Source organism: Hymenobacter sp. (assembly GCF_036387835.1).
Classification (GTDB): Bacteria; Bacteroidota; Bacteroidia; order Cytophagales; family Hymenobacteraceae; genus Hymenobacter.
In genome coordinates, this window is record NZ_DASVSY010000044.1 from 62,474 (window position 1) to 85,666 (window position 23,193).

Below are 23,193 nucleotides of genomic sequence, written 5' to 3' on the forward strand. Positions count from 1 at the left end.
ATCATGCCTCTGCTTTCTACTCTGCTCCAGGTATCCCTTCCGGTTGAATCGCTCAACCAACTTCTCGATAACCTCTATACTGAAATGCTGCCCTTATGCTCGGACATGATCAACATCGGCCGGGCGCTAGGGGGCTTGGGTGCCCTAGTCTTCATCGCCGGAAAGGTATGGCGCAGTATGGCCGTGGCTGAGCCCATTGACGTGTTCCCTTTGTTTCGGCCTTTCGCCATCGGAATGGTAATTGTGCTGTTTCCCTCCATGCTAGGTATCCTGAATGGGGTGCTCGGCGGTATCGCCAGCGCAACTAACTCGGTCGTGCGGGTGCAGAATCAAAGCATCCTCAAGTTGCAGGAGCGCAAAGCGGCCCTGCTAGCTGCGCGGCCTGAGAATGCGTCCTACGAGAACGACGACGCATTTGAGAAAGAGTTAGGCGCCAAAGATGTACTAGACTTTGGGGGCAAGGCCGCTTTGTACTTTGACCGTATGTCTTACACGGTGCAGAAGAACTTTCGGGAGTGGATGCGCAATGCGCTGGAATTGGCCCATGACTCGGCCGCGCTGGTCATCAACACCATCCGCACTTTTTTCCTGATTATTCTCTCTATCATCGGCCCCATCAGCTTTGGTTTTGCCATCTGGCCGGGCTTCGAGGGCACCCTGACGAACTGGCTTTCGCGCTACATCAATACTTTCTTGTGGCTGCCGGTGGCCAATATTTTCGGCGCCATCACGGCCAAGATTGAAGTGATGATGCTCGATAGAGACATCCATCTGATTCAAACCAATGGAGATATAGAAAGCGCCGATGCTGGCTACATGATCTTCTTGGTGATTGCCATCTGCGGCTACTTCACGGTGCCCTCGGTCGCCAACTGGATCGTCGCGGCTTCCGGGATGAACAATGTCTTGCGCTTCGCTACCAATCACGGTGGCTCAGTGGCCAACATGGCCGCCAGCACGGCCGGTGGGGTCGCTGGCCAGGTCGTCGGCCGGAGTGCGAACGTAGCCAGTGCCATGGTATCCGATGCGCGCCGCAATACGGTGCCGGGCACGGTGGGCAATCAGGGCTACAAAAACACCAACACGGCAGCTTAATCGACGACCATGTTCCGATCCCTCAAAAACATTGATTCCGCCTACCAGCAGACGAAAACGCTGGCCTTGCTGTTCATGCTACTCTGTTTTTCGGTAGCCGCTTATGCTATCTACGCGGCTCGCCAAACGGCCGCCGCCGCCCAGGGCCGTATCTACGTGCTCGACCAGGGCAACCTGCTGGCGGCCGTCTCGCACAACGTCAAGGAAAACCGCCCGGTCGAAGCCAAAGACCACGTCAAGCGCTTTCACGAGTACTTCTTCACCCTCGACCCCGACGCCAAGGCCATTGAGTTCAACGTGAGTCAGTCGCTTTTTCTGGCCGATGAGAGCGCCCAGCGGGCCTACGCCAACCTGAAGGAGCAGGGCTATTACAACAACCTGATTCAGGCCAACATCAGCCAGGATATCAAGGTCGATAGCGTCAGTATTAATGCAGCCAGCTACCCCTACTACGCCAAGTGCTACGCCCATCAGCAGATTGTCCGGGCCACGACCATCACGAGCCGCCTACTGATTTCCGAGTGCTACCTGCGCGACGTGTCGCGCTCGAGCAATAACCCGCATGGCTTTCTGATGGAGAAGTGGCGGGTGGTCCAAAATAATGATCTGCGCACTGAGCGCCGCTAACTTCTCCCCCTATGGCTACCCCTCCCAAACCAACCCAGGAGCTTCTAATGAAGCGGCGGTTGCTGCTCTTCATTCCGGTTCCCACTTTCATCTGCCTCACGTTGCTCTTTTATATGGGTGGCGGCGGCAAAGGCGTGGCCGAAGCGACGGCGGCCAGCGCGGGGCTAGGCGCCACCGGTATCAACACCACGCTTCCCGAGGCCAGCAAGTCGTCTTTGTTTGAAAACAAGATGGAGGCCTACAAGGCCCCCCATGACAGCACGCAGCGCAACGGGCTGGCCTTTACTCCAGTCGGGGAAATCACGGAGCCAACGGATGCCGCTGTGGCCCCTGGAGCAATGAATGCTGGCCCGGCCGCGACGGGCACCGGCCTGAATTACGCCGTGCAGCCCGGCCAATCTTCTCAGGGCTACGACCCTAACAACGACCCCAACGTGACGGCCGTGCAAAGTCGGCTGCAGCGCCTTCAGCAGCAGCAGGATCCCGAACCTTCGCACAGTCGTTCGCACGGTGGGTATGCCAGCGGCAGTGGGGTCAGCAGCAGCGGGTACATGCCCCCTGGTGCTTACGAGCCGGCCCGTTCAGCCAAGGATGTAGAGCTAGACCAAACCATCAAGGAGCTGGATGATTTGCGGCAGCAGTACGAAAAGCGGTTGCTGGCCCTGAACACGCCTGCGACCACTGCTCCAGCTGCGGCGACGGCATCGGCACCGAAGACTACGGCCGCTACCAAGCCGAAAGGGATGAGCGTGGTAACAGAAGTGCAGCAATCGGTGGTAACCAGCATGAGCAGCCGGGCCGCGATGGGCACGCCGGTTGTCGTGGTGAACTCGGGCAACTCCTTCCACGGCCTGGGCGACTCGAACGCTGGCGAACTCAACGCGGTGCCGGCCGTGATTCATGACGACGCGGTGGTAAGCCAGGGCTCAGTTGTGAAGTTGCGCCTGCTCTCGGCTGTGCAGCTCGAGGGGCGCCTCATTCCGCGCAACAGCTTCCTGTATGGCACCTGCGACGTGTCGGGCAACCGCCTGACCATCGAAGTGACGTCGGTGCAGTATCAGAACAGCCTCCTGCCCCTGAGCTTGAAAGCCTACGATCTGGACGGCGGGGAAGGACTAAACATTCCCGGCTCCCTTAATCGGGATGCCGCCAAGCAAGCAATGGCCACCGGGACTAGCTCGGCCGACCTGCTGACCATGTCGCCCAGCCTAGGGGCGCAAGCGGCCGGCATCGCCCTACAAACGGGCAAAGCATTGGCCGGCAAGAAAATTAAGCTCGTCAAAATCCATCTCAAAGCCAACTACAAACTGCTGCTGAAATCATGAGACTGCATTCCACGCTGGCCTGCTTTGGCCTCTTCACCCTTTCGGTAGCGGGCCTCCCTGCTATGGCCCAAAAGGCTATTGCTACTCGCCCGCCCATGACGTCCGCTCAGTTGATGGGCAACTTCTCGGCTCCCGCTGAGGCAGCGGCTCCGGTGGCCGTGGCGCCGAAGCTGCTGAGCCTCGGGGAACAGAACTACATCGGCTCCTACCACTTGGGCGTAGGCTTGCAGAAAACCACCCACCTCATCTTTCCTTATGCCGTGACGTATGTCGACTTGGGGAATGCCGGCATCATTGCCGATAAGGCCCAGGGGGCAGAAAACATCGTGAAGCTGAAGGCCAACCAGTTGAGCTTTCCGCAAACCAACATGACGGTGGTCACGGCTGATGGCCGACTCTACTCGTTTCTGGTGGACTTTGAGGCCAACCCGCGCGTGCTCAACTACAACCTGAGCACCGGCACCGGCGAGGCCTCCCCTCCCCTACCGCTGGCCCAGTTCTCGAACCTGAGTTTTACCCAGACCGAGCTGGAGAACTATTCCCGCATTGTGCTCAAGAAGAAGCGCATGCTGCGCACGAAAGAAGTGAAGGATGATATTACCCTGGCCCTGCAGGGCCTGTACACCACGGATGATCTGTTCTTTCTGCCCCTGTACCTGCTCAACCAGTCCAACATCAACTACGACGTAGACTTCCTCAAATTCTACCTCCGCGACAAGAAGCTGGCCAAGCGCACCGCGATTCAGGAATCAGAAGTGGTCCCACTATTTGTCTACAATTCAAGCCAGACCGTGATTCCCGGCCCGGGCGGAATGGACCAGGTATACGTGCTGCGCAAGTTCACCATCCCCGACGACAAGAACCTGGTGGTGGAGATGTTCGAGCGCGGCGGCGGCCGGCACCTCACCTTCAACGTGACCAACAACGATATTCTCAAGGCCCGCAAATTGAAACGATAAAGGGTCTGTGCCTTATCGAACTCGCTGCTGCTCTTCACCTGCCGATTGTAGTAAGAGCCAATAAAGCTTGGTTGGCTCTTACTACAGCAACTTACGCTTCACCTTTTCTTTGGGCGGCAATTCTTTCTGAGAATCAGGCCTTACGGCAAAATAGTCAGTCAATGCCGCCTCCAGGATAGCGCTCATATCCTCCCTGCTCCAGAACGAGAGTTGGTGCAGCTGCTGGAACAAGTCAGCGGGGATGGTATTGGTGAACCGAATCTTTGAGGGAAGTGATTCCACGCGTGTCGGCTCAGGTTTAATCGCGTTACCCGTAGAGGGCGGAGCCAGTAACAGCTCATCCGGGCTAACCGGCGCAGCCACTAATGCATTAAGATTGAGTTTTGGTTTGGCAGCCATATGAAACAGATGTTATGCATTATACATACAATACAGCTTATGCAGCTAATATTTCTCTGGTTAAAGCTTCATAATCAACTAAGGCATTGCTTTGCGGCGCTGCCTGGTAAAGTGACTGGCGCTGTACCTGGGCTTCGGCAATTGCTACATTATCCCGGATGGTTGTTTCCATCACCAAAGGTCCCAGTTCGGGGTGCTCTTTCATCATGGCTACAAATTCGTGGTGCAGATTGCGGCGATAAGTAGGGGAATACTTGGTAAGAAAGATCCCGCCTACGGTTAGACCAGGGTTGTAATTCTTCTTGATTTTACCAACCAGCTCCAATAAGCTTTGTACCCCCTCGAAGCTGAACAGCTCTGGCTGGGTGGGAACGAACACCTTGGTGGAAGCAGTAAGGGCCGCCACTGTTAGTGGCGAGTTAGGTGAAGGAGGCGTATCAATCAGCACATAATCGATCAGGTTCTCCAGGCCCTCAAGAGAATTTTTAAATAGCATCGGGTATGCCATGTCAGCCCCCAGCACCTTCTCAGCGGCCACTAAGGAATCCGTGGCCGCGACCAGCCACAGCTTCTCTCCTACTGCTTGCATGACGTCTGCCAAGGACGCCGTTCCATTGACAACACTGGTTAAGTGCTTGTCAGCTCCTACAATCGGCAGGCAGCGGGTTAAGTTGCGCTGCGCATCCGCATCTACTAGCAAGACGCGATGGCCAGCATGAGCCAAGCATTGCCCAATTGCCCATGCGGAAGTGGATTTTCCAGTTCCTCCTTTTCTATTTGCCATTGTTAAAATCTGCATCGTATTCCAGCTATGCTTTGTACAGACAGCAAATATAGTATTCCCAAAGAGCATACGCAATAAACTCTTCCCGGTATTCTCAATGCATATCATATGCATTGAGAATACCGGGAAGAGTTTATTGCGTATGCTCTTTGTTACAGTATGCCCGCCTGCCTGCGAGTTCAAGTGTTTTCCGCGGTAATGTACACCTTACGCTAGCCACCGCTAAATTTCTTGTTAACCCGTGAACGAGCACAAATGAATCGTTGGGGTAAGGAAGCAACGATGGAGAGTGGGCACAAGTGAACGGGGGTAAGACCATAGCGTATTCTCGGTCTTCCTTATACATATTATATGCATAAGGAAGACCGAGAATGCGCTGTGGTAATCAGAAGGAAAGTAGTTGAGCTGAAACCAACCAGGTTGTTTTTCGCGGTAGGAAAGAAGCGTTTCCGTTCAGGCATTTCTCTTTGGCAAGACATAGTCGAGAGGTATGCTTCCTTGGCTTAGCAGTAGTCAGTACTAGTTCTCGGTCTCGGTTTCCCGGCAAAGAGAGAATGAGAAACTCTACCCGTGTGAGGATTGATGCGAGTAAGTAGCCGACCTGCACTACAGAGCAGCGGACGCACTCTGTGGTACTTAGCAAGCCGCAGAGCTGTAAGAAATCGATGATATCTCATATCTCTGGGTTAGCGTCTATCGATAGAATATCGGTACAAGGATCAGCAAAGGAATAATACTATATGGTTAATCCTGCTGGTATTCCTGATGCATATAATATGCATCAGGAATACCAGCAGGATTAACCATATAGAAAAGTGTAGCAACTCAATACAACTCGGTACTCGACGCAATTACCCGCTTGCGTCCGTTTTTAAAGTTCGCTGCTGAAACGGACATGCGCCGAATGGCCGGCCTAGCTTTCTCACTCTAGCTTATCGAATACTAGGGTAGGGTAGGGGCTACCCCCCTTATCTGATGCAGCTTGCCTTGCTGCAACGAATAGTAGGCTGCCCAGAATAGGACAGCTTGTTGAGTTAGGAGTGACTGATAGGGCCGGTGGACGGCTCATACTGGTTCTACCTAGAATTGTGCCGGGTGCGTTTGTCAAATACTTCGAGCACCAATAGCTCTGGCCGGGTGCAAGTGAGTATAACTCATGGGCAAGCCGCTGCCCATAGGGGTGTTGCAGCAAAATAGGCTGCGTAAAGCAGCGGTAGGGTTGGGGCATCAAACAGGCATTGGCCCAGCGACTCATGGCCGGATCAGTCAGGCTGAAGCTTGCCGTCAGTCGGATAAGCAAATTCAACCCACGGCTAGTGGCGGCAGCGATAGCAAAAGCCGTCTGTATTTTCTTCGGGTGCCCGCCGAGCAGATTCTGCCCGCTTTCTACCAGCACCACATCCAGAAACGTGCTGGGGATAGGGTGCTCCCTTATTTTGCGCGACAAGGACTCGCTTCTGCTAAGTCAGTTAAAAGTAATTGTATTACCAGTATACTACTAGCAATGCTTAAACCCGAAAGGATAGCTTTCGTAAGTTGAAAGGATAGAAATGGTAAGCGTACACTCTTTCGCTCGGAATCACAAGACGTATCGGAATTGCTCTGGTTCACTCCAACCAGCAAACAACCAGGCGCTAAGACATAGTCTGTAAGCACTTGAAATTCGCTGTGAAGTGGGCGGAATGTGGACTAAGGGGTAATAAGTCGAAAGGATAGAAATGGTAAGTGATTTCCGAGGGAAATTTTCTAGAACCGTATTCTCCGTTAAGAAAACCCCCTAAATCAACTGGAAACGCTTACCATTTCTATCCTTTTGGACTAGCACCTCTTTGTTCGCTTACCATTTCTATCCTTTCACGCTTTATTCCGAGTTGCGGCTTACTTTCTCTATCCTTTTCGATTTCCATAATCTGGGTGCGTGGGGATGGAAACTCTGTGGGCCGGTAGGTAAAGTCCTTATATCTGAATCAGGGCACAGAAACCCTACCTTTTGTACTGGCTAACAGGGTTTATACTCGCCGGCACCACGATGAGAAGGGCCTCAAAAGTAAAAAAAGGCAAAAAATTATTTAAATAGTGCAATCCCGTTTTATGCTTGTTTATACTTCTCCCTCTGGTGTTTCCCTGCCCGTTCTGGCGCTTTGTACTCTTAAAAGCTGAGGTTCTGTTCGGACATCAACAATTTTGTGAGTATTTAAATTTTTGTCAATTATTTACTCTATTTGCAGGGATTGTAACAACTTGAATACGTGCTTGTTAGCTGTCTTTAAGGATAGCAATGGTAAGTGAAAGGATAGGAATGGTAAGTGCAAAGGATAGAGTTTGTAAGCGAAAGGATAGAAAGTTAAGAAAGGCTTACTTTATTGTCATTACTGTTCGTAGATTTGGTTATATCAGCCGCTAATTCCGCGTCGTATGTCTGTTCCCACTACCACTGAAGCAAATCACGTCGAGATCCGTCAGCACAATGCCATTACAACGGCTCGCTACGAGATGAGTGCCTGCGAGATGGACATTGTGTTCTCGCTTTTATCGGTGCTTCGTAAGGAAGATAAAGCCGGCACGATCTACCGCATCCGCGTCAAGGAACTCGAGCAGCTCACCGGCCGGGTCTGGAATTATCAGCGGCTGCTGGAGGCCACTTCCAACCTGCGCAGCCGCGAGTACGTGATTGAGGACAACAAGCACGTGCTGCAGGTGGGTTTACTAGCTTCCGCTTTGTACATCAAAGGGGAGGGTATTATCGAACTGGAGATCTCCGAGCGTATGCGGCGCTACCTGATTGACCTTAAGAACAATTTCACTTCCTATCGCCTGCAGTCTGTTTTCAGCTTATCGAGTAAATACGCCAAACGTATCTATCAAATCGCCTCGCAATGGAAAGATATCGGGGAAACTAAAACATTTACGCTCGATGAATTAAAGATAATGCTCGCTTTGAAGGATCCGAAGGGAATTGAAGCCGAGCAGTACGAGAAGATTTCCGCTTTGCAGAAATATGTGCTGGACGTTGCGACCACGCAAATCAACGAGCACACGGATTTGCGAATCAACTATGAGTTGATTAAAAAAGGAAGGTCTTTTCACAGCATCCGCTTCTTCGTAAACAATCAGGTACCACATCAGCTTCCCATCCCTTTCGAAGATGGCGCGGAAGAAGAAAAGCAGCGGCGGGCCTTACTTAACTTAGAGGAGCTTGAGATTCGGGACCCGAAGCTAATCAACCAGATTCTCTCCGATGCTAAAAAGCTCAATGCTTTGTTTTCTTTTAGCTACAAGCACAAAACGGGCAAAGTCAAGGCCAATAAGAATCCCGGGGGCTTGTTCTTGAAAATGGTAGGCCTACGCTAATCAAGCAGACCCTGGCACTATGTTCTTCCAAGAAAAAACGACCTTCTGGAGTGACTTGCTCTCCTGGAGTCGCTAACTGCGTCTGCTTGGGAGAACAAGGCGCAGAAAACCAGGTACGTGCTTTTTGCGCTACACGAGGCTGCTTGAATTTTATTTTCAGCCACTACAGTAAGGTAAGAGGTTGCTACTAGCCTAGGTCAGTCAACCTACTCAGGCCGGTACTTATCTTTTCCGCCCTGCAATACGGTCTGCTTTAAGAAATTGCACTTTACATAAGTATATTGCACGCTACCTGATTACCTCGGATAATCTTCAATTATCCGAGGTAATCAGGTAGCTTTGTTGAGCCGGTATATCTGCTTTTCCAACTATAGACTCTCGTTGTTTGGTAGCCTCGGTTCAGAAAGCAACTTAATTCCGCCCGGCCGGTGGGCGGTGACGTACTCCTTATATAAGTATGGCCAAGCAAGAACTCGCACGCGTAGTGGCAGCAACCCAAGCCGTCGGCCAAGCGCGGCATCTGGACGACTTTGCTGAGAAGGCCGCCCGCTACGTGGCCGCTGGCCTAGACGGCGCCGACAATACCAAGGAAGCGTATGCCGGCGACTGGAAGCGTTTCAACCAGTGGTGCTTGGCATATAACTGCTCGCCTTTACCAGCGGACGTACCTACGTTGGTGGGCTTTGTCACTTACCTCACGGAGTTGGGCCGCAAGACGGCCACCATCCGGCGCCATATTGCCTCCATCACCAAAGCCCACAAGCTAGCCGGCTTGCCCTCGCCGAGCACCGAGGAACGGTTTAAGGTCTTCATGGAAGGCGTCACCCGCGTTGAAGGCGTGCGCCAGCACCAAGCCCCGGCCTTCACCCTCGACCATTTCAAGCGTGTCATCCAAGCCATTGACACCAGCCGCCCCGCGGGCCTGCGGGACCGGGCGCTGCTGCTGCTCGGTTTTAGCGGCGCCTTCCGACGCGAGGAGTTGGCTAACGTCAATATTGAACACCTGCAGTTCGATGAGGACGGCTTGCTGGTGGACTTGCCGCGCAGCAAAACCAACCAGAAGGGCGAGGGAGAAGAAAAGGCCGTCTTCTATTCCGCTGACCGCCGCACCTGCCCAGTGCGGGCCGTTAAGGAGTGGCTAGAGTTGCTGCAGGCGCATGGCCATAGCACCGGCCCTTTGTTCGTGTCCTTTCGCCGGGGCCAGCGGCTAAGTACGCGAAGGTTGAACACCGACTCGCTGAACCTGCTGGTGCAGCACTACCTGGGCCGCAAGTTCACGGCCCACTCGCTGCGCGCTTCGTTCGTCACCATTGCCAAGCTCAAAGGCGTCGATGACAGCAAGATCATGAACCAGACCAAGCACAAAACCACGGCCATGATTCGCCGTTACACCCGCATTGACAACGTGCGTCAGCATAATGCCGCCCAAGAAATTGGGTTGTAGCGTAATGCCGTGCTTTCTCGCTATCTTATTCCTGCTTTCTCTGTAGTAGGTCAGTAGGCAGGGTCATGATTTGGGGCTACGCACGGGTATCGACGCCGGACCAGCAACTGCATCTGCAGCTCGATGCCTTGCGCGCCTACGGCTGTCAGGAAGTGGTCAAAGAGAAAGCCTCGGCCGTCAAAGAGCGGCCCGCCCTGCGTGAGCTGCTCGACCAGCTCCAACCCGGCGACACGTTAGTAGTCTGGAAGCTCGACCGGCTTGGTCGCTCGCTCAAGCACCTGGTCGAACTCGTGCTTGGCTTTCAGCAACAACAAGTCCAGTTGGTGAGCTTACAGGATCACCTGGATACGACTACTGCCCAAGGCCGCTTGATGTTCAATCTGTTTGCTTCGCTGGCCGAGTTTGAGCGCGACCTTATACGCGAGCGTACTCTGGCCGGCTTGACGGCTGCCCGGGCGCGGGGCCGCCAGGGCGGGCGCCCGCCCGGCCTAAGCAAAACCGCCCGCAGCAAAGCCGAGGCCGTCAAAACCTTGTATTTGCAGAAAGACAAAACGGCGGCAGATATTGCGCAGTTGCTTGGTATCGGCCGCTCGACCGTGTATCGCTACTTGGAACTACTTGGCGTGGCCACTGGGGTAGCAACTCACTCTGCCTAAAGTGCTGATGCTGAGTAAACAACGCACTATCATCATCCTATCGAGAGACGCTGAGTCTGACAATGAAGACTTATCATTACTAAGAGCTTAAAAACTGTCTCTACTTATAAGGAAGGATTATCGTACCTAAACTTCTTCTTTTTCGGCTAGTTGATCTAGCTAACCGCAAGTTGGGAATTTAGACGTCGGTTTATCCAGGCGATCCTTCGGTTCCCCTTTGTGACCGGCACCCTCGGCGTATTAGCGGACTTTCTGGCCTGCTTCCTTAGCTGGAAGTAGGAAGCATGTACTAATTGCTACCAGCACCTATCTCAGAGGTAAATGGCTCCCATCTCAGCGATAACCTGGATTCCTTAACCAATAAGTGGTTTGCAAGGCTTAATAGGAATATTCTCGCAGGTCGTTGTCCCTGTGCTTGATCGTGTCTCTTTTGCCTTCCTACCTTATGTTTTCGGAAACACTTTTGGAAGACTACGCACTAGATTGATAAGAACGCCTCCTAAAGGTAAGTAAGAAGAAAAGGGCACCAGCCAAGCATACTCCATATAGGCAAAATCGTCGTTGAGTCCGCTGCCGAGCCAAATCGGCACTAAGGCTAAACCCAAGGCCAATATCTTGGCTGTGCCTGATGATTTTGGCCGAGAGAATAAAAAGACAGAAGCAAGCAAAAACAAGGCAAACAACACCAGCAGCAAGGAGAGGAACATGCTTATCGCAGTTGTTTCGGACAGAAACAGGGTCAACCACATTATCGAGCACAGGGAAAGGCAGTTACTTTGTGCTGGTACAACGACAAGTTGCTCGGCCTAAGAGGGAGTAGTTGGCCGTTTACGGTATGTCTTGTTACAACAGGTTTGAAACACAGCAAAACCCGTTCCACGGAGGGTTATGCTCTCGGCTTTCCTAATTAACAGCGTATCTTATCCAGCAGAAAGCATATTCCCTTGCTGCCCATGCATCCCGCTCCTAAATCCGCTCCTCCCTCCAATTCAAACACTGGTGTCAAAAGTGTAAATGGTGCCATTTGGACAATCTAATCGATAGCCGCTTTGGCAGTAGGAATAACCTACGGCAGCTATGCTACTATACTTCCCCTACTGATTGTGTTTGTGGTAGCTAGCTTAAGTATGGTCACCAATTTGGTGCTATTCCTATGGAAGTTAGCCACTGGCTGTTTCAGACAAGCTCCATATTACGGCCTTAGATGTACGGTACTAGCAGTCGTCGTTTTTTGGATGTGGCAAGCATTTCACGACGTGCGTTTAGGTAAGATAAGTGGTTCAGCAGATGCCAGGAAAGGAGACGTAAGGCTAGCAAGGACAGCAGCTTCCTGTCTTCTATAGAAAGCTAAGTAGGGATAGCGCGAGAGGAAGAACAGAAATTCCCGTTCGGGCCGTGGCGGATTCTGGCCGGTGCGGGGTGTCTCAGAATACGGCACCGGTACCAGCTGCTCACCGCTTCCCAGTGGCTATTAACACGCTAGAAAGCTGTTTATGAAGCTCATATTGGCAATCAAAGTAGCCGATAATCAATTCTGAGGGCTTTCTGGCACCCTAATTCAGGAGAGTGGGCAGGCCATGTACCATCCGTAGCAAACTTGCAATCAAAGCTAATAGCTTGCCTGTTAAGCCAGTTTCCTTAGCGTGCTATAGTTTCCGTTTTCTGAGAGGCCCCCTACTACACTACGCTTAAGGAATTCACCGAAAACGCTGCCCACGAAACCCGCACCCCACTGGCCATCAGGCAGGTCGGGCAGGTCGGGCAGCTGCTCCAGCTGCCCGACCTGCCCGTACCCGCTCCCCCCCTGGTAGCCGACCTGTACGGGGCCACGCAACGCCTCACCCGCCTGCACCAGGGCCTGACGCTGCTCAGCAAAATCGACAACCAGCAGTTTGCCCAGGCTGTGCCTGCGCGCCTGGACGCGGTGCTGCAGGAAAAGCTGCGCCAGCTCGAGGACTTCATGCAGGCCAAGCACCTGCACCTATAAGCGGGCATCGGCCTTGGTTAAAGGTCTGGTACAGAAGTTAAACCTGAATCCACGCTTCGACCTCATAGTAGCCCCAAACTTTAGGTAGTAAAACAGTTGCTGCACATACTAGCCTGGAACCATCCGTGCCACCTACGCATCCTCACTACGTGGTAAGACAGAAACTGCCAATTAAATTCTAACGTGACATAAGGCTGTCACAAAGAGCACCTTATTTTGAGCCCTGCACCAACTCAGACCACTTCTGAAGTTTAGACCCCGTTCTGCTGCTCAGGAAAGCTACCGGTGCATTTGCTTCTCCCGTCACCGCTCAGATGCCCTTGCCACAAAATGTACCCCTACCAATGAAGACGTTTCCTGGTGGCCAGTCGCCAAACCTACTGCACCTAACGTAGCAGCGACGCAAGCCCGCGAAAAAAAAACGAACGTATTGTCGTATTAAAACCCACTAGGATGTCATTTCAAGCCTACCTCGATAACATCAAAGCAAAAACGGGCAAAAGCCTGGCGGACTTTACCCAGCTGGCTGAGGAAAAAGGATTTGTGGAGAAAGGAGCACTAAAATCCACGGTCAAAGCAACCGAAGTCACGGATTGGCTCAAACAAGAATTCGAGCTGGGCCATGGCCATGCCATGGCTATGTATGCAGCCTTAAAGGGAAAAACCGACTAAGGGAAGAAAGGTCAGCTGACGACGTTACCTTTAACCTAACCCTGATGGGTTTTGCCTTGGGCTGACGGCTCATTCCAACCGAGTGGGCGCCACCCCCTGCTGCGTTGGTGGAGCTAACAGCCAGCGTGCTGACCTCAGGCGGCTTCTGATATTATTACCCGATAACATCACCCCATCCGATGAAAGTATTAATAACCGGAGCCACGGGCTTCGTGGGTGCCGCCATCGTCCAGGAATTGTTAGTGGTGGGGCACGAGGTAGTCGGCCTGGTCCGCAGCTTGGATAAAGCCGCCGCTCTTATTCGGCAGGGCATGGTGCCGCACGTGGGGGAAATGAAGGAACCGGCTACCTATGTGCCGCTGGTGCCCACCGTCGACGCCGTGATTCAGGCCGCCCAACTAAGCGTAGCCGGTCGCTTCACCCACAAGAGCAAGAACCACATCAACCAAGCCGACGAGGCGATGACGCTGGCGCTGGCCGAGGCTTGTTTGCAAGGCCAGAAACGGCTAATTTATACCAGCGGCTGCTTTAACTACGGCGACCACGGGGCGGCCTGGATTGAGGAGCAGACGCCCGCTACCCCCTCACCCTTGGGCGAGGGGCACGCCCGGGTGGTCGCCCGCTTGCTGGCCCTGCACCAAACGCAGGGGCTCGACGTCGTCATCTTGAGCCCAGGCTTCGTGTACGGCCCCAGCGGCTTGTTCAAGACGTCGTTTTACGACACGCTGCGCAACGGCCAATTGCGCGTGTTTGGCAAAGGACAGAACTACTGGAGCCCGATTCAGGTGAACGATTTAGCCCGCGCCTTTGCCCTGGCCTTGGAGCGGGGCCAAGCGGGGCAGGTCTACAATATCGTCGACGACGCCCCGGTCCCGTTGCGGGAGCTGATCGATTCTCTCACGGCGGCCCAAGGGGTGAAGCCGGTCGGCAGCATCCCGCCTTGGCTAATTGGCTTACTCATTGGCGCCCCCTTGGTCGACTCGCTGACCAGCTCGTTTCGGGTGCGCAACGACAAGGCCAAGCAAGCGCTTGGCTGGCAGCCCCAATACCCCACTTTCGCCGAGGGAATCAAACCGGTCTTACAGGTGCTTAACGCCCGCTAAACAGTCGTGTTGTAGGCGGGAATGAACAGAATGGCGTTCTTCGGCCGTACGCCACCACCTAGCGGATGCCGCTTCTCCCCACCGCCGGGCGCGTCGTTGCCGTTCATTCCGGGAGGGTCAAGCGGAACCGGAGCTTTCCTAGGTAGGGCCAGCTACCCTACAAGGGCACCGATTCCATGCTAGAATGGAACGATTTGGTATCAACCTATTGGTGCGGGCAGCGGGCTAGATGTTAAATTTTCTCCTAAGTGCGTCCGGCACAAACGAAGGCCACCAGCTTTTTGACCAGCAGATGGCTTCCTCCGGCTAGGCCCAGCCCCTTTCTCTTCCATGAACCGGCTCGAACGTCTCACCGCCTTACTGCTGCAATTGCAAGCGCACCGCGTCGTGCGCACCCCAATGCTGGCCGCCACCTACGCCGTGAGCCGGCGCACCATCTACCGCGACCTGCGCACGCTGGAAGCAGCCGGCGTGCCGCTGACCAGCGAGGAGGGGGGCGGCTTTTCCCTGGCCGACGGCTACCGCCTGCCCCCGGTGATGCTCACCCGCGAGGAGGCCCTGGCCCTGCTCACGGCTGAAAAGCTGGCGGAGCAGTTCACCGACCCTCCCACCGCCCGCCTCACCCGCACCGCGATGGACAAGCTGCGGGCCGTGCTGCGCCGGGCCGACCGCGACTACGTGGCGGACGTGGCGCCCCACGTGGCCGTGCAGTCGCGCCACGCCCCGCCCGCGCCGGACGTGGCCGCCGCGCATGACCCCGACACCCGGCAGCAGCTGCTCGCCAGTCTGGCCAGCCGGCAAGTGGTGCGCTTGGCCTACTGCAGCGGGTACGGCCAGACGAACAGCCAGCGCGACATCGAGCCCATCGGCTTGTACTTCAACCTGCACTGGCACGTGGTGGCCTACTGCCGCCTGCGCCAGGAGTTGCGAGACTTCCGCCTGGACCGCATCGAGCAGTTGCACCTGCTGCCGGAACCCTTCGCGCCCCGTTCCGAAACCCTGGCCTCGTACTGGGCCGAGCAACGGGCCCAATCGCCCCCGCAGGCCGTCGTGCTGCGCTTCAGTTCCCGGGGCCGGCAACTGGTGCGCGACGAGAAGTATTTCTACGGTTGGGTGGCCGAGCAGGAGCTGCCGGACGGGGCCGTGGAAATGCAGCTGCTCCTGCCCGCGTTGCGCTACCTGGCCCATTGGCTGCTGTACTTCGGGGCGGAGGCCACCGTCGTGTCACCCCCGGCGCTGCGGGAACTGGTGGTGGAGCTGGCCCGGCAGGCCCTGGCCCACCACGCCGCGCCGAACGGGGCCGGCGCGCCCGCAGCAGGCGCTACGGAGTGGCTTTCACCAAGTCCTTGATGTACTGGGTCAGCGTCGTTGTGCCCCGCACCGGGTTCTGGGGCTGCGCGTACCGCTCGTCGAGCGTCACGCCCGTCATGGCGGCCAGCGAATCGGCGGCGGCCGGGGAGAAGCCTAACTGCAGCAGCGTGTCAGCCCACTGTGGGCGCGCAACGGCGTCCACGGCCACGGGCCGGTGTAAGGCGGCGGCAAACGCGGCGGCCACGTCGGCGGCCGAATACCGGGCGGGCCCTTCGATGTAGTGCAAGCCCGTGTGGCCGAGGGGCTCGGTCAACAGGCGAGCGGCCAGTTGGGCAATGTCGCGTGGGGCCACCATCGGCAGCGCAAAGTCGGCGGGGAAGAGCGACATCACCTGGCCGTCTTTCCGGGCCGAGGCCAGGGCCGTATCCCAGTTGCTGAAGTAGTAAGCGGCTCGGATGAGGCTGGCCGGAATGGGCTGCGCAGCCAACCCCTGTTCCAGTTCATACAGCACGCCGAGATCGCCCACGGAGCCACCGGGCTGCGCGCCGTAGGTCGATTCGGCCACGATTTTTCGCAGCCCGGAGCCGTTCAGGGCGGCCAAAATGCTCGCCACGCTTTTGCGCTCCTCGCGGGCCGTGTCGGTGGCCGGGGCCGCCGGAGGGTTGAGCAGGAACAACCGCTGGCCTTGACGAAAGACGGCGTGCAAGGCCTCCGTATCGTGCACGTCGGCTACTTCAGTGCGGGCTCCGCGCTGCTGCCATTCCCAGGCCTTATCGGATGAGTGCAGCACGAGCGTGACGGGTTCTTTGCGGTCGAGCAGAAGTTGCGCCAAGGCCGAGCCAATGTGCCCCGTAGCACCCAAGACAATGTGCATAAGCAACGTAATGTGGTGAAAGGATGCCTCAAAACAACTAGGATAGTGTGACAGCCCTATGTCACCCGGTTAGCGGTACCCGCAGAATAATAATGCGGGTGGTAAGGAGCCTTGGTAAAAGGGAAACGAGCCCCTGCCCACCGGGTTGCGTCTCTCCGGTGGGACCTATCAATCGCGCCTCTGGTGCTGGTTGGTGGGCGGAAGTGGGGCCACCTGCATCACCTAGATTAGCTGGTGAGGCTAAGAACTGTGACCCAGCCCCCAGACAGACCTGCCCATCGCCAAGCGGCAATAGTTCGCCAACAGCTTAGCGTGTAAATCCGCCCCGTTGGAAAACTAACCCCAAGATTTTCTTGGCCCCCTTTACCGGCGGTCCGGTCAAGGTTGGGCTACGCGGCGCCACTACGGGCTGACCGGCCCCTTCCTGGTTACGTAAATGAGGCCCGAAATTCCAGCGGTGACAAGTTCGTCTTGGTCTTGAACAGCTTGCTGAACGAGGGCACATGCTCGAATCCCAACTGGTAGGCAATTTCGCTGACGGTCAGCGTGGTGGTCGATAACTTTTCTTTGGCCTTGGCTATGAGCCGGGCGTGAATGTGCTGCTGCGTGTTTTGCCCCGTGACGACGCGCAGCAGGTTGCTGAGGTACTTAGGCGACAGGTGCAGGCAGTCGGCCACGTGCTGCACAGTGGGTAAGCCTCTTTCGGCAACCGTATCGCTCTTGAAGTAGTCGTGCAGCAGGGCTTCCAACCGGTCGAGCACTTCGTGGTTGGCTTTTTCGCGGGTGAGGAACTGGCGGTGGTAAAACCGGTCGGCGTACTGGAGCAGGCTTTCTACGTGCGAGACGATAATGGGCTTGCTGAACCGGTCGATGCTGGATGCGTACTCCTGCCCGATGGCGAAGACGAGGTTCAGAATGGCCTCCTCCTCCTTGGCCGACAGAAACAGGGCCTCCTTGAGCGCGTAATCCCAGAAATCGTACTGCTGGATGGTTTTGGCCAGCGGCGTGTTCCACAGAAAATCGGGGTGGATATAGACCACCCACCCGGATTTTTCGACGGCCTCGGCCGGGTCGGCCACCTGGATGCTGAACACCTGGTTAGGAGCCATAAACGAGAGGACGCCTTCGTTGAAGTCAAACGAATGCTGCCCGTATTGCCCGCGGACGTTGTGCATGCGCTTGACGGCAATGGAATAAAACTCCAGCACCATGTTCATCGGCTCCTCGCCCTCCCGGTGCGGCACGGCACCCACGTCCACCACGCTAAGCAGCGGATGCTGGGGCGGGGGCAGCTGCAAAAACGCGTGAAACGCGCTTATCGTGGGGAAGCGCCTCATGCCAGCTCGTCGTCTTTTCGTACTTCCAATACCAGTTTGCCCCGCACATGCCCGGTCGGGCTTTCGCGGTGCGCCTCGGCCACTTGCACCAGCGGAAATACCCGGCCAACCAGCACTTGCACCCGGCCCGCGTCAATGAGCTGAGCCATTTCTGCTAGCCACTCTTGCCGGGGCTGATTGGCCGACAGTTCGCCTGTAGCCCCTTTTTGGGTCAGAGCCGTGTGCACCGCCTCGTCGAAGGCAAAATCGGTGTTGACACTAACGAAGATGCCGCCTTTCTTCAGCACGGTGATGGCTTTCACCCGCTCGGCGTTGTCGCGCACCGACGAGGCTTCGAGCACCAGGTCCACGTCGCGCGCCAAGTCTTCAACCTTTTGGCTCCGGTAGTCCATCACTTCGTCCGCCCCCAACTGCCGGAGGTAGTCCAACTCGCCGGCCGACGTGGTCCCGATGACGTAGGCCCCCTTGGCTTTGGCAAACTGCACGGCCAGGCCGCCCACCCCGCCCGAGGCCCCCTGAATCAGGATTCGTTGACCCGGTTGCAGCTTCCCGAACTTGAAAAGGGCCGTCCAGGCTGTTAAGCCGGCCAGCGGCACAGCGGCCGCCTCCGTGAAGCTAAGGCACTTGGGTTTGAGGGCAAACCGGCTGGCTAGGGCCGCGCAGTACTCCGCGTAGCTGCCGTTGCCGGGGAAGTTGGGCACCCCGTACACGGCGTCGCCGAGCTGAAATCCGGTCACCTCGCGGCCCACCGCTTCCACCACGCCGGCCGCGTCCCAGCCCAGAGTCATCGGCAAGGTCAACGCATACTTCAGGGCGGCGCTGCTGCCCTCCCGCACAACCCGGTCCACCGGGTTGACGCCGCTGGCGTACACCTTGACCAAGATTTCGTCGGCCGCCGGCACCGGCCGCGCCACTTCTTCCAGTTGCAGCACCTCGGGGCCGCCAAAGGCATGAATTCTGATTGCTTTCATAAGGAATTTCCTGCTTGATGACCGCACAAAGGTCGCCCCGGCCTACCTGACAGCGTTAGCCAAAACGCCGGTTGTGTTAGCCAAAATGCTTGGCTCTTTTGGCTAACACAACCGGCGTTTTGGCTAACGCTCTTCTTCCTGGAAGGGGGACCTTTGGCGTATTAACAACCAGAAAACAAATCCGATGAACGCACTACGCATTTACCCGCTGGGCAGCTTGCCGACCCGCAAGGCCCCCGAGCAGAACTTCACCGGCTACGTCTCCATCAGCAACTACTTCGAGCGCGCAGCGCCGAGCCGGCTGGTCAGTGCCACGGTCACCTTTGCCCCCGGTGCCCGTACGCCTTGGAAGGTCAATCCGCTCGGTCAGACGCTGTTCGTGACCAGCGGCGTGGGCTGGGCGCAAAGCGAGGGCGAAGAAGTGGTCGAGATTCGCGCCGGCGACATCGTCTGGTGTCCGCCCGGGCAGCGGCATTGGGACGGCGCCACGCCTGAACACGCCCTGACCTACATCGCCGTCCAGGAAGCCCAGGACGGCCGGGCCGTCGAGTTCAGGGAGCAGGTGACGGACGAAGAATACCGCCAAGGACCGTCCAGCGCCTCGTCGCGGCGCTGACGAGGGCGCATACGGCAACTCAGCAGCAAGCCACCGGCTTCCCCCAAAGGAGTAAGCAAAAGGGGTAGCGTCCTAGCACCTTGCAGTAGTAAACATATTGCCTATCCTAAACGGGAATTTCTGTTCCTACTCTAGTGAGACCCCAAGTACTGGTGAAGAAAGCCATGTTGTGCTTACTGCAACAGCAAGATGGTAGCCAACCATAACCCTCCCAGTCCCAGGAGCAGAGCGACTAACAGAAAGAACCATCCGATCACTTGGGTGCCACGACCTGACATACGCAGCCAACTTCTACCAGTAAGCCCCAACCATGGGGCTAGAAGAAATACAAGCACAAACAGAGCTACCAGAAGCACGGGACGTGGGTCGACTCCAGTCCGCTCGGAGAGCAACAAAGGCGTGAGCAACGGAGGCAAAAGAGACATTAGTCTTGGAGTGAGGTGGTCTAGCTAAGGTGGACAGAAGAAATATACGTCCTTCTTCTATTCACCTTAGCTAGACCACCTCAAATAGGCCTGCTGGACTGGGTGTAGAACGGGCCTCTCATATCCGGTACGAGCCATGTGGCACTTCTACCAGATCGTTTCACACTTGCCTACTCCGTCCGTAGGGAAGCAAAGTCCGATCAATTAGAGGCTGGACAGCTGTTAAACCGACGTTTAACTGATGTGACACCAGCGTATATTGCACCATTATCGCTCCTATTTCTCCTTAATGACCCGCTACGTCGCCTACTTCCGCGTGAGCACCGCCCGCCAGGGGCAATCTGGTTTGGGGCTCGAAGCCCAACAAGCTGCGGTTTGGAATTTTGTGGGAACCGAGGCGAGCATAGTGGCCGAGTTTACCGAAGTAGAGAGTGGGCGCAAAAACAGCCGGCCCCAGCTGCAGGCCGCCATCACGCACGCCAAGCAGGAGGGAGCCGTGCTGCTCGTCGCCAAGCTCGACCGCTTAGCCCGTAACGTTGGCGTTCCTTGCCACGCTGATGGAAAGTCATGTGCGCTTTAAGGCGGTTGATCTGCCGGCGGCCGATGAGTTTACCTTGCACATTCTGGCGGCCGTCGCGCAGAAGGAGGCTACGGCCATTTCCACTCGGACCAAGGATGCGCTGGCCGCCAAGAAGGCCCGTGGGTTTCAACTCGGTACTCCCGCCAATCTGACAGCCGAGGCGCGGGAGAAGTCATGGGTGTCGCTGCAGCGCAATGCGCAGACTAATCTTAATAATCGGCAGGCTAAGCAGCTGGCCATCCTCCTGCGCGCGACGGGGGTTAGCTTGCGCGAGATTGCCAACAAGCTCAATGAGTCGGGGTATCGGACCCGGAGAGGGAAAGCTTTTCACCCAATGGGGGTAAAGCGCTTGCTGCCAACATTGGAAACGAAAACCTCTTGAGTTTCAACAGAGCTAGGATCAACTACATGATCCTAGTTAGCTTCAGGAGCGAACGAACAGTACCTTGATCCCAGGAGGGAGCGCTAAAAAGCCACTCACGGTACCGTGAGTGGCTTTTTTTATTATTGCCCCCGGTTTAGCCCCGGTATCATGTTTTAGAGGTTAATCCAAGTGTATACACCTTCCGCGGCCTTGATGGCTTTGCCGGCTTCCGTCACGGACAGGTCTACTAGCGCACGCTCGACGTGTGCGACGATGGTACCGTGACCGTGGAGATGCTACAGGCGCCCACGACTAGCCGGGCTAAGTTTGACGAAAAGTAGTGGCGGGAGTGGTGAGAGAAGGCGAAATAATCTTGCAAGAAATCAGGCCGTTCTGTATTAAAACTAGGTTTTACTCGTAAATTAAGTAAGCCAAAAGCCTCCACTTTGTGTTGTATTAACTCCAATACATCGCAAATTTGCGACTCCAATGCAGCTGAATCACCCTATCGTTGACCCTTGCTATAACTATGCCTTGTCACAGGTATTTGGGGCTTCTTTAGTGAAGCGACTGGATGACAGCGTGCACGAGGATAGTATTCGTTCGTTGTTACACCATTGCGGCCTGTATCCAGTAAACGAGCAATGGAATTTCGTTCATGGTCTGAGCATTGCTTACCAATACTTGCGCGAAAATTATCGTTGCGAATACGTTTATAAGAACGAAATCGCAAACCAAATTCTGTTACGGTACCACAGCGATAATTCGGCAACGCTGCTTCGAGAGGTTGCATCAGACCGCTCTATCGCTGATATCGTTATAATAAATGGCCAGACGGTTGCTTATGAGATAAAGACAGAACTGGACAATTTTGACCGGCTAGCGGGGCAATTAGGTTCTTACCAGTGTCTTTACGATTGTCTGAACATTGTGACCCATCGAGGCGCTGTTGATGCTATCTATCAGAAAGTAGATGAGACGGTCGGCATCATTGTACTGAATGACGATGCCAAAATTGAAACGTTGCGCCCAGCCGTCTCAACCGCCCATCTCTTTGACCCAGCTAAAGCAGTAGTGACTTTGAGGCAAGCAGAATTAGTGGCTGCTTATGAAAAATGGGTAGGAAAAATGCCAAAGATGGGTACTGCTTTAATATACACATTCTGCCATGAATGGTATCTTGGGTTAGATATAGAGGAGGCGCATATCGTTTTTGCGCAGGCATTAAAATCTCGCCGTCCAAATCCACATCAGTTTAATTTAATATTGGATTGCGATACGTCGTTGAGAATGTTGTTTTTTGGACGTGAATTATCCAAGCGTTACTGCGTCACTGCACGAGAACGGCTAGGGCTATTCGAGTAATTATCTACCTCAACCAACCCCTAATGTACTTTCCGTATTTGCGAGGCAAGCAGTATGAAATGCAGGCCCTTCTTAGCGTGCCCATGGCCACCTACAACAAGATGTTGCCCATCGTTGAGCACGTCGCCACCGCTTCGTCGCGCTTTTTTATACGTATGGCCCAACAGGGGCGGCCATTCATCCTCATCATGAATCCCTTTCACCCCAGGGGAAGCGGACGTATCTCTATAGCCACAATACAATCGTTGCTTGTTGGGCATTTGGCAGCTCATATTGGGTTGCATTTGGGATACATTGTAGACCAACATGCTAGCCCTGCTGAACTGCAGGCATTTTTGACTTCAAATCTCAATAATGAAAAGGCAGTAATATTTCGTCATATACCATTGCCCGCAAATATGGCAACTATTGATGCTGTACTGAGGGCTAACCCACCTAAGTACCTGGTTTTCGACGAAACGAAATCACGCCGCCTGCGGCCATCGCTAAACTGGCATAACGGACATGTAATGCTAGTCGACGGTTTCGAGCGTCAAGAACGCAACTCGGACTACCCTGCACTAAGCAATTTTGAATCAAATGTTAGCACTTGGCGAACAGATGGGCTGGTCGGAATGGGAGATTACCTCGCAAACGGTGACCACTTCAGCCAAGGCGGTGGTCAACCGAAGGTAGTTACCTTACATCTCGCAGGAGCCAGCCCTACGGGGCTCATTATGCACCATTTCTCATCTACTATGAATGCTGGTATTCAGGGAGCACCAGCACCAAAGTTTGCACAAGCCTGCAACAGCTTGGTAAACTCTACTTCTGTAGCAGCCATGCCGTTATCAAGTGGCATTACAATGTTCCAGCAATGGGATGCAGCCAATCACTATCCCGGTTTAGGTTCCCCTAAACAGGCGTCGATGCAACACCATTTAGAGTTGCTAGCGCAGTTGGTATAAG

The 23,193-nt window shown here is 55.1% G+C and carries 22 protein-coding genes and 1 pseudogene; 16 read left to right on the forward strand and 7 right to left on the reverse strand.

All coding sequences use genetic code 11. The features are described 5' to 3' along the window. Positions 1 to 3: 3 nt before the first annotated feature. From traJ to traN, 4 genes are read left to right on the forward strand one after another with little or no spacing between them, the layout of a single operon-like run. A complete protein-coding gene (traJ, locus tag VF639_RS09100) occupies positions 4 to 1,095 on the forward strand; it encodes a conjugative transposon protein TraJ (RefSeq protein ID WP_331145579.1) in 1,092 nt (363 codons plus the stop codon). A gap of 9 nt (positions 1,096 to 1,104) precedes the next feature. Beyond that, positions 1,105 to 1,722, forward strand: coding sequence for a conjugative transposon protein TraK (gene traK, locus VF639_RS09105; RefSeq protein WP_331145580.1), 618 nt, complete (start codon positions 1,105 to 1,107; stop codon positions 1,720 to 1,722). An 11-nt stretch (positions 1,723 to 1,733) separates the two neighbouring features. Beyond that, entirely contained in the window at positions 1,734 to 3,047 is a 1,314-nt protein-coding gene (gene traM, locus VF639_RS09110) for a conjugative transposon protein TraM (RefSeq protein WP_331145581.1), read from the forward strand. Continuing rightward, on the forward strand, positions 3,044 to 4,006 hold the full coding sequence (gene traN / locus VF639_RS09115) for a conjugative transposon protein TraN (RefSeq protein WP_331145582.1): 963 nt from the start codon (positions 3,044 to 3,046) through the stop codon (positions 4,004 to 4,006). Before traM ends, traN begins: the two co-directional genes overlap by 4 nt. Before the next feature lie 81 nt (positions 4,007 to 4,087). On the opposite strand, the gene VF639_RS09120 is transcribed toward traN, so the two are convergent. Further along, the gene (locus VF639_RS09120; protein ID WP_331145583.1) at positions 4,088 to 4,405 is read right to left on the reverse strand and encodes a hypothetical protein; all 318 of its coding nucleotides are present in this window, start codon (positions 4,403 to 4,405) and stop codon (positions 4,088 to 4,090) included. Positions 4,406 to 4,442: 37 nt separating this feature from the next. Beyond that, positions 4,443 to 5,204 carry a ParA family protein gene (locus tag VF639_RS09125; protein WP_331145584.1) on the reverse strand — a complete coding sequence of 254 codons (762 nt, stop codon included), beginning with the start codon at positions 5,202 to 5,204 and terminating at the stop codon, positions 4,443 to 4,445. 2,400 nt (positions 5,205 to 7,604) lie between these two features. Between VF639_RS09125 and VF639_RS09130 the strand changes: the two genes are divergently transcribed. The 3 genes from VF639_RS09130 to VF639_RS09140 all read left to right on the forward strand — a co-directional run bounded on the left by VF639_RS09130 (position 7,605) and on the right by VF639_RS09140 (position 10,640). Then, positions 7,605 to 8,540, forward strand: coding sequence for a replication initiation protein (locus VF639_RS09130; RefSeq protein WP_331145585.1), 936 nt, complete (start codon positions 7,605 to 7,607; stop codon positions 8,538 to 8,540). A 457-nt stretch (positions 8,541 to 8,997) separates the two neighbouring features. Continuing rightward, positions 8,998 to 9,984 (forward strand): site-specific integrase, encoded by a 987-nt coding sequence (locus VF639_RS09135; RefSeq protein ID WP_331145586.1) that lies wholly within the window; start codon positions 8,998 to 9,000, stop codon positions 9,982 to 9,984. A 65-nt stretch (positions 9,985 to 10,049) separates the two neighbouring features. After that, positions 10,050 to 10,640, forward strand: coding sequence for a recombinase family protein (locus VF639_RS09140; protein ID WP_331145587.1), 591 nt, complete (start codon positions 10,050 to 10,052; stop codon positions 10,638 to 10,640). A 443-nt stretch (positions 10,641 to 11,083) separates the two neighbouring features. Here the strand turns inward: VF639_RS09140 and VF639_RS09145 are convergent, their stop codons facing one another. Both VF639_RS09145 and VF639_RS09150 read right to left on the reverse strand, forming a co-directional pair. Further along, entirely contained in the window at positions 11,084 to 11,389 is a 306-nt protein-coding gene (locus tag VF639_RS09145; protein WP_331145588.1) for a hypothetical protein, read from the reverse strand. An 875-nt stretch (positions 11,390 to 12,264) separates the two neighbouring features. Continuing rightward, a complete protein-coding gene (locus VF639_RS09150) occupies positions 12,265 to 12,615 on the reverse strand; it encodes a hypothetical protein (protein WP_331145589.1) in 351 nt (116 codons plus the stop codon). A 465-nt stretch (positions 12,616 to 13,080) separates the two neighbouring features. On the opposite strand from VF639_RS09150, the gene VF639_RS09155 reads away from it, so the two are divergent. The 4 genes and pseudogenes from VF639_RS09155 (at position 13,081) to VF639_RS09165 (ending at position 15,752) form a co-directional block, all read left to right on the forward strand. Next, on the forward strand, positions 13,081 to 13,299 hold the full coding sequence (locus VF639_RS09155) for a DUF4287 domain-containing protein (RefSeq protein ID WP_331145590.1): 219 nt from the start codon (positions 13,081 to 13,083) through the stop codon (positions 13,297 to 13,299). Positions 13,300 to 13,478: 179 nt separating this feature from the next. Further along, the gene (locus VF639_RS09160; RefSeq protein WP_331145591.1) at positions 13,479 to 14,402 is read left to right on the forward strand and encodes an NAD-dependent epimerase/dehydratase family protein; all 924 of its coding nucleotides are present in this window, start codon (positions 13,479 to 13,481) and stop codon (positions 14,400 to 14,402) included. Between the two features lie 330 nt (positions 14,403 to 14,732). Beyond that, positions 14,733 to 14,888, forward strand: a pseudogene (locus VF639_RS25345) (HTH domain-containing protein); the annotation flags it as partial. Between the two features lie 147 nt (positions 14,889 to 15,035). After that, the gene (locus VF639_RS09165) at positions 15,036 to 15,752 is read left to right on the forward strand and encodes a helix-turn-helix transcriptional regulator (protein ID WP_331145592.1); all 717 of its coding nucleotides are present in this window, start codon (positions 15,036 to 15,038) and stop codon (positions 15,750 to 15,752) included. Here the strand turns inward: VF639_RS09165 and VF639_RS09170 are convergent. The 3 genes from VF639_RS09170 to VF639_RS09180 form a co-directional block, all read right to left on the reverse strand. Continuing rightward, positions 15,724 to 16,587: an NmrA family NAD(P)-binding protein gene (locus VF639_RS09170; protein WP_331145593.1), complete on the reverse strand. Its 864-nt coding sequence runs from the start codon at positions 16,585 to 16,587 to the stop codon at positions 15,724 to 15,726. The two genes, VF639_RS09165 and VF639_RS09170, sit on opposite strands and share 29 nt — an antisense overlap. Before the next feature lie 428 nt (positions 16,588 to 17,015). Continuing rightward, positions 17,016 to 17,924 (reverse strand): helix-turn-helix domain-containing protein, encoded by a 909-nt coding sequence (locus VF639_RS09175; RefSeq protein WP_331145594.1) that lies wholly within the window; start codon positions 17,922 to 17,924, stop codon positions 17,016 to 17,018. After that, positions 17,921 to 18,895, reverse strand: coding sequence for an NADP-dependent oxidoreductase (locus VF639_RS09180; protein WP_331145595.1), 975 nt, complete (start codon positions 18,893 to 18,895; stop codon positions 17,921 to 17,923). The genes VF639_RS09175 and VF639_RS09180 overlap by 4 nt, the downstream gene beginning before the upstream one ends. Positions 18,896 to 19,079: 184 nt before the next feature. On the opposite strand from VF639_RS09180, the gene VF639_RS09185 reads away from it, so the two are divergent. From VF639_RS09185 to VF639_RS09205, 5 genes are all read left to right on the forward strand, one after another. Beyond that, complete coding sequence (locus VF639_RS09185) at positions 19,080 to 19,511, forward strand: (R)-mandelonitrile lyase (protein ID WP_331145596.1); 432 nt, start codon at positions 19,080 to 19,082, stop codon at positions 19,509 to 19,511. Positions 19,512 to 20,225: 714 nt separating this feature from the next. Continuing rightward, positions 20,226 to 20,516, forward strand: coding sequence for a recombinase family protein (locus VF639_RS09190; RefSeq protein ID WP_331145597.1), 291 nt, complete (start codon positions 20,226 to 20,228; stop codon positions 20,514 to 20,516). After that, the gene (locus tag VF639_RS09195) at positions 20,494 to 20,898 is read left to right on the forward strand and encodes a recombinase family protein (RefSeq protein ID WP_331145598.1); all 405 of its coding nucleotides are present in this window, start codon (positions 20,494 to 20,496) and stop codon (positions 20,896 to 20,898) included. The genes VF639_RS09190 and VF639_RS09195 overlap by 23 nt, the downstream gene beginning before the upstream one ends. A gap of 471 nt (positions 20,899 to 21,369) precedes the next feature. Next, positions 21,370 to 22,245 (forward strand): sce7726 family protein, encoded by an 876-nt coding sequence (locus VF639_RS09200; protein ID WP_331145599.1) that lies wholly within the window; start codon positions 21,370 to 21,372, stop codon positions 22,243 to 22,245. Positions 22,246 to 22,268: 23 nt separating this feature from the next. Then, positions 22,269 to 23,192: a sce7725 family protein gene (locus VF639_RS09205; RefSeq protein WP_331145600.1), complete on the forward strand. Its 924-nt coding sequence runs from the start codon at positions 22,269 to 22,271 to the stop codon at positions 23,190 to 23,192. The last annotated feature ends 1 nt before the right edge of the window (position 23,193 follow it).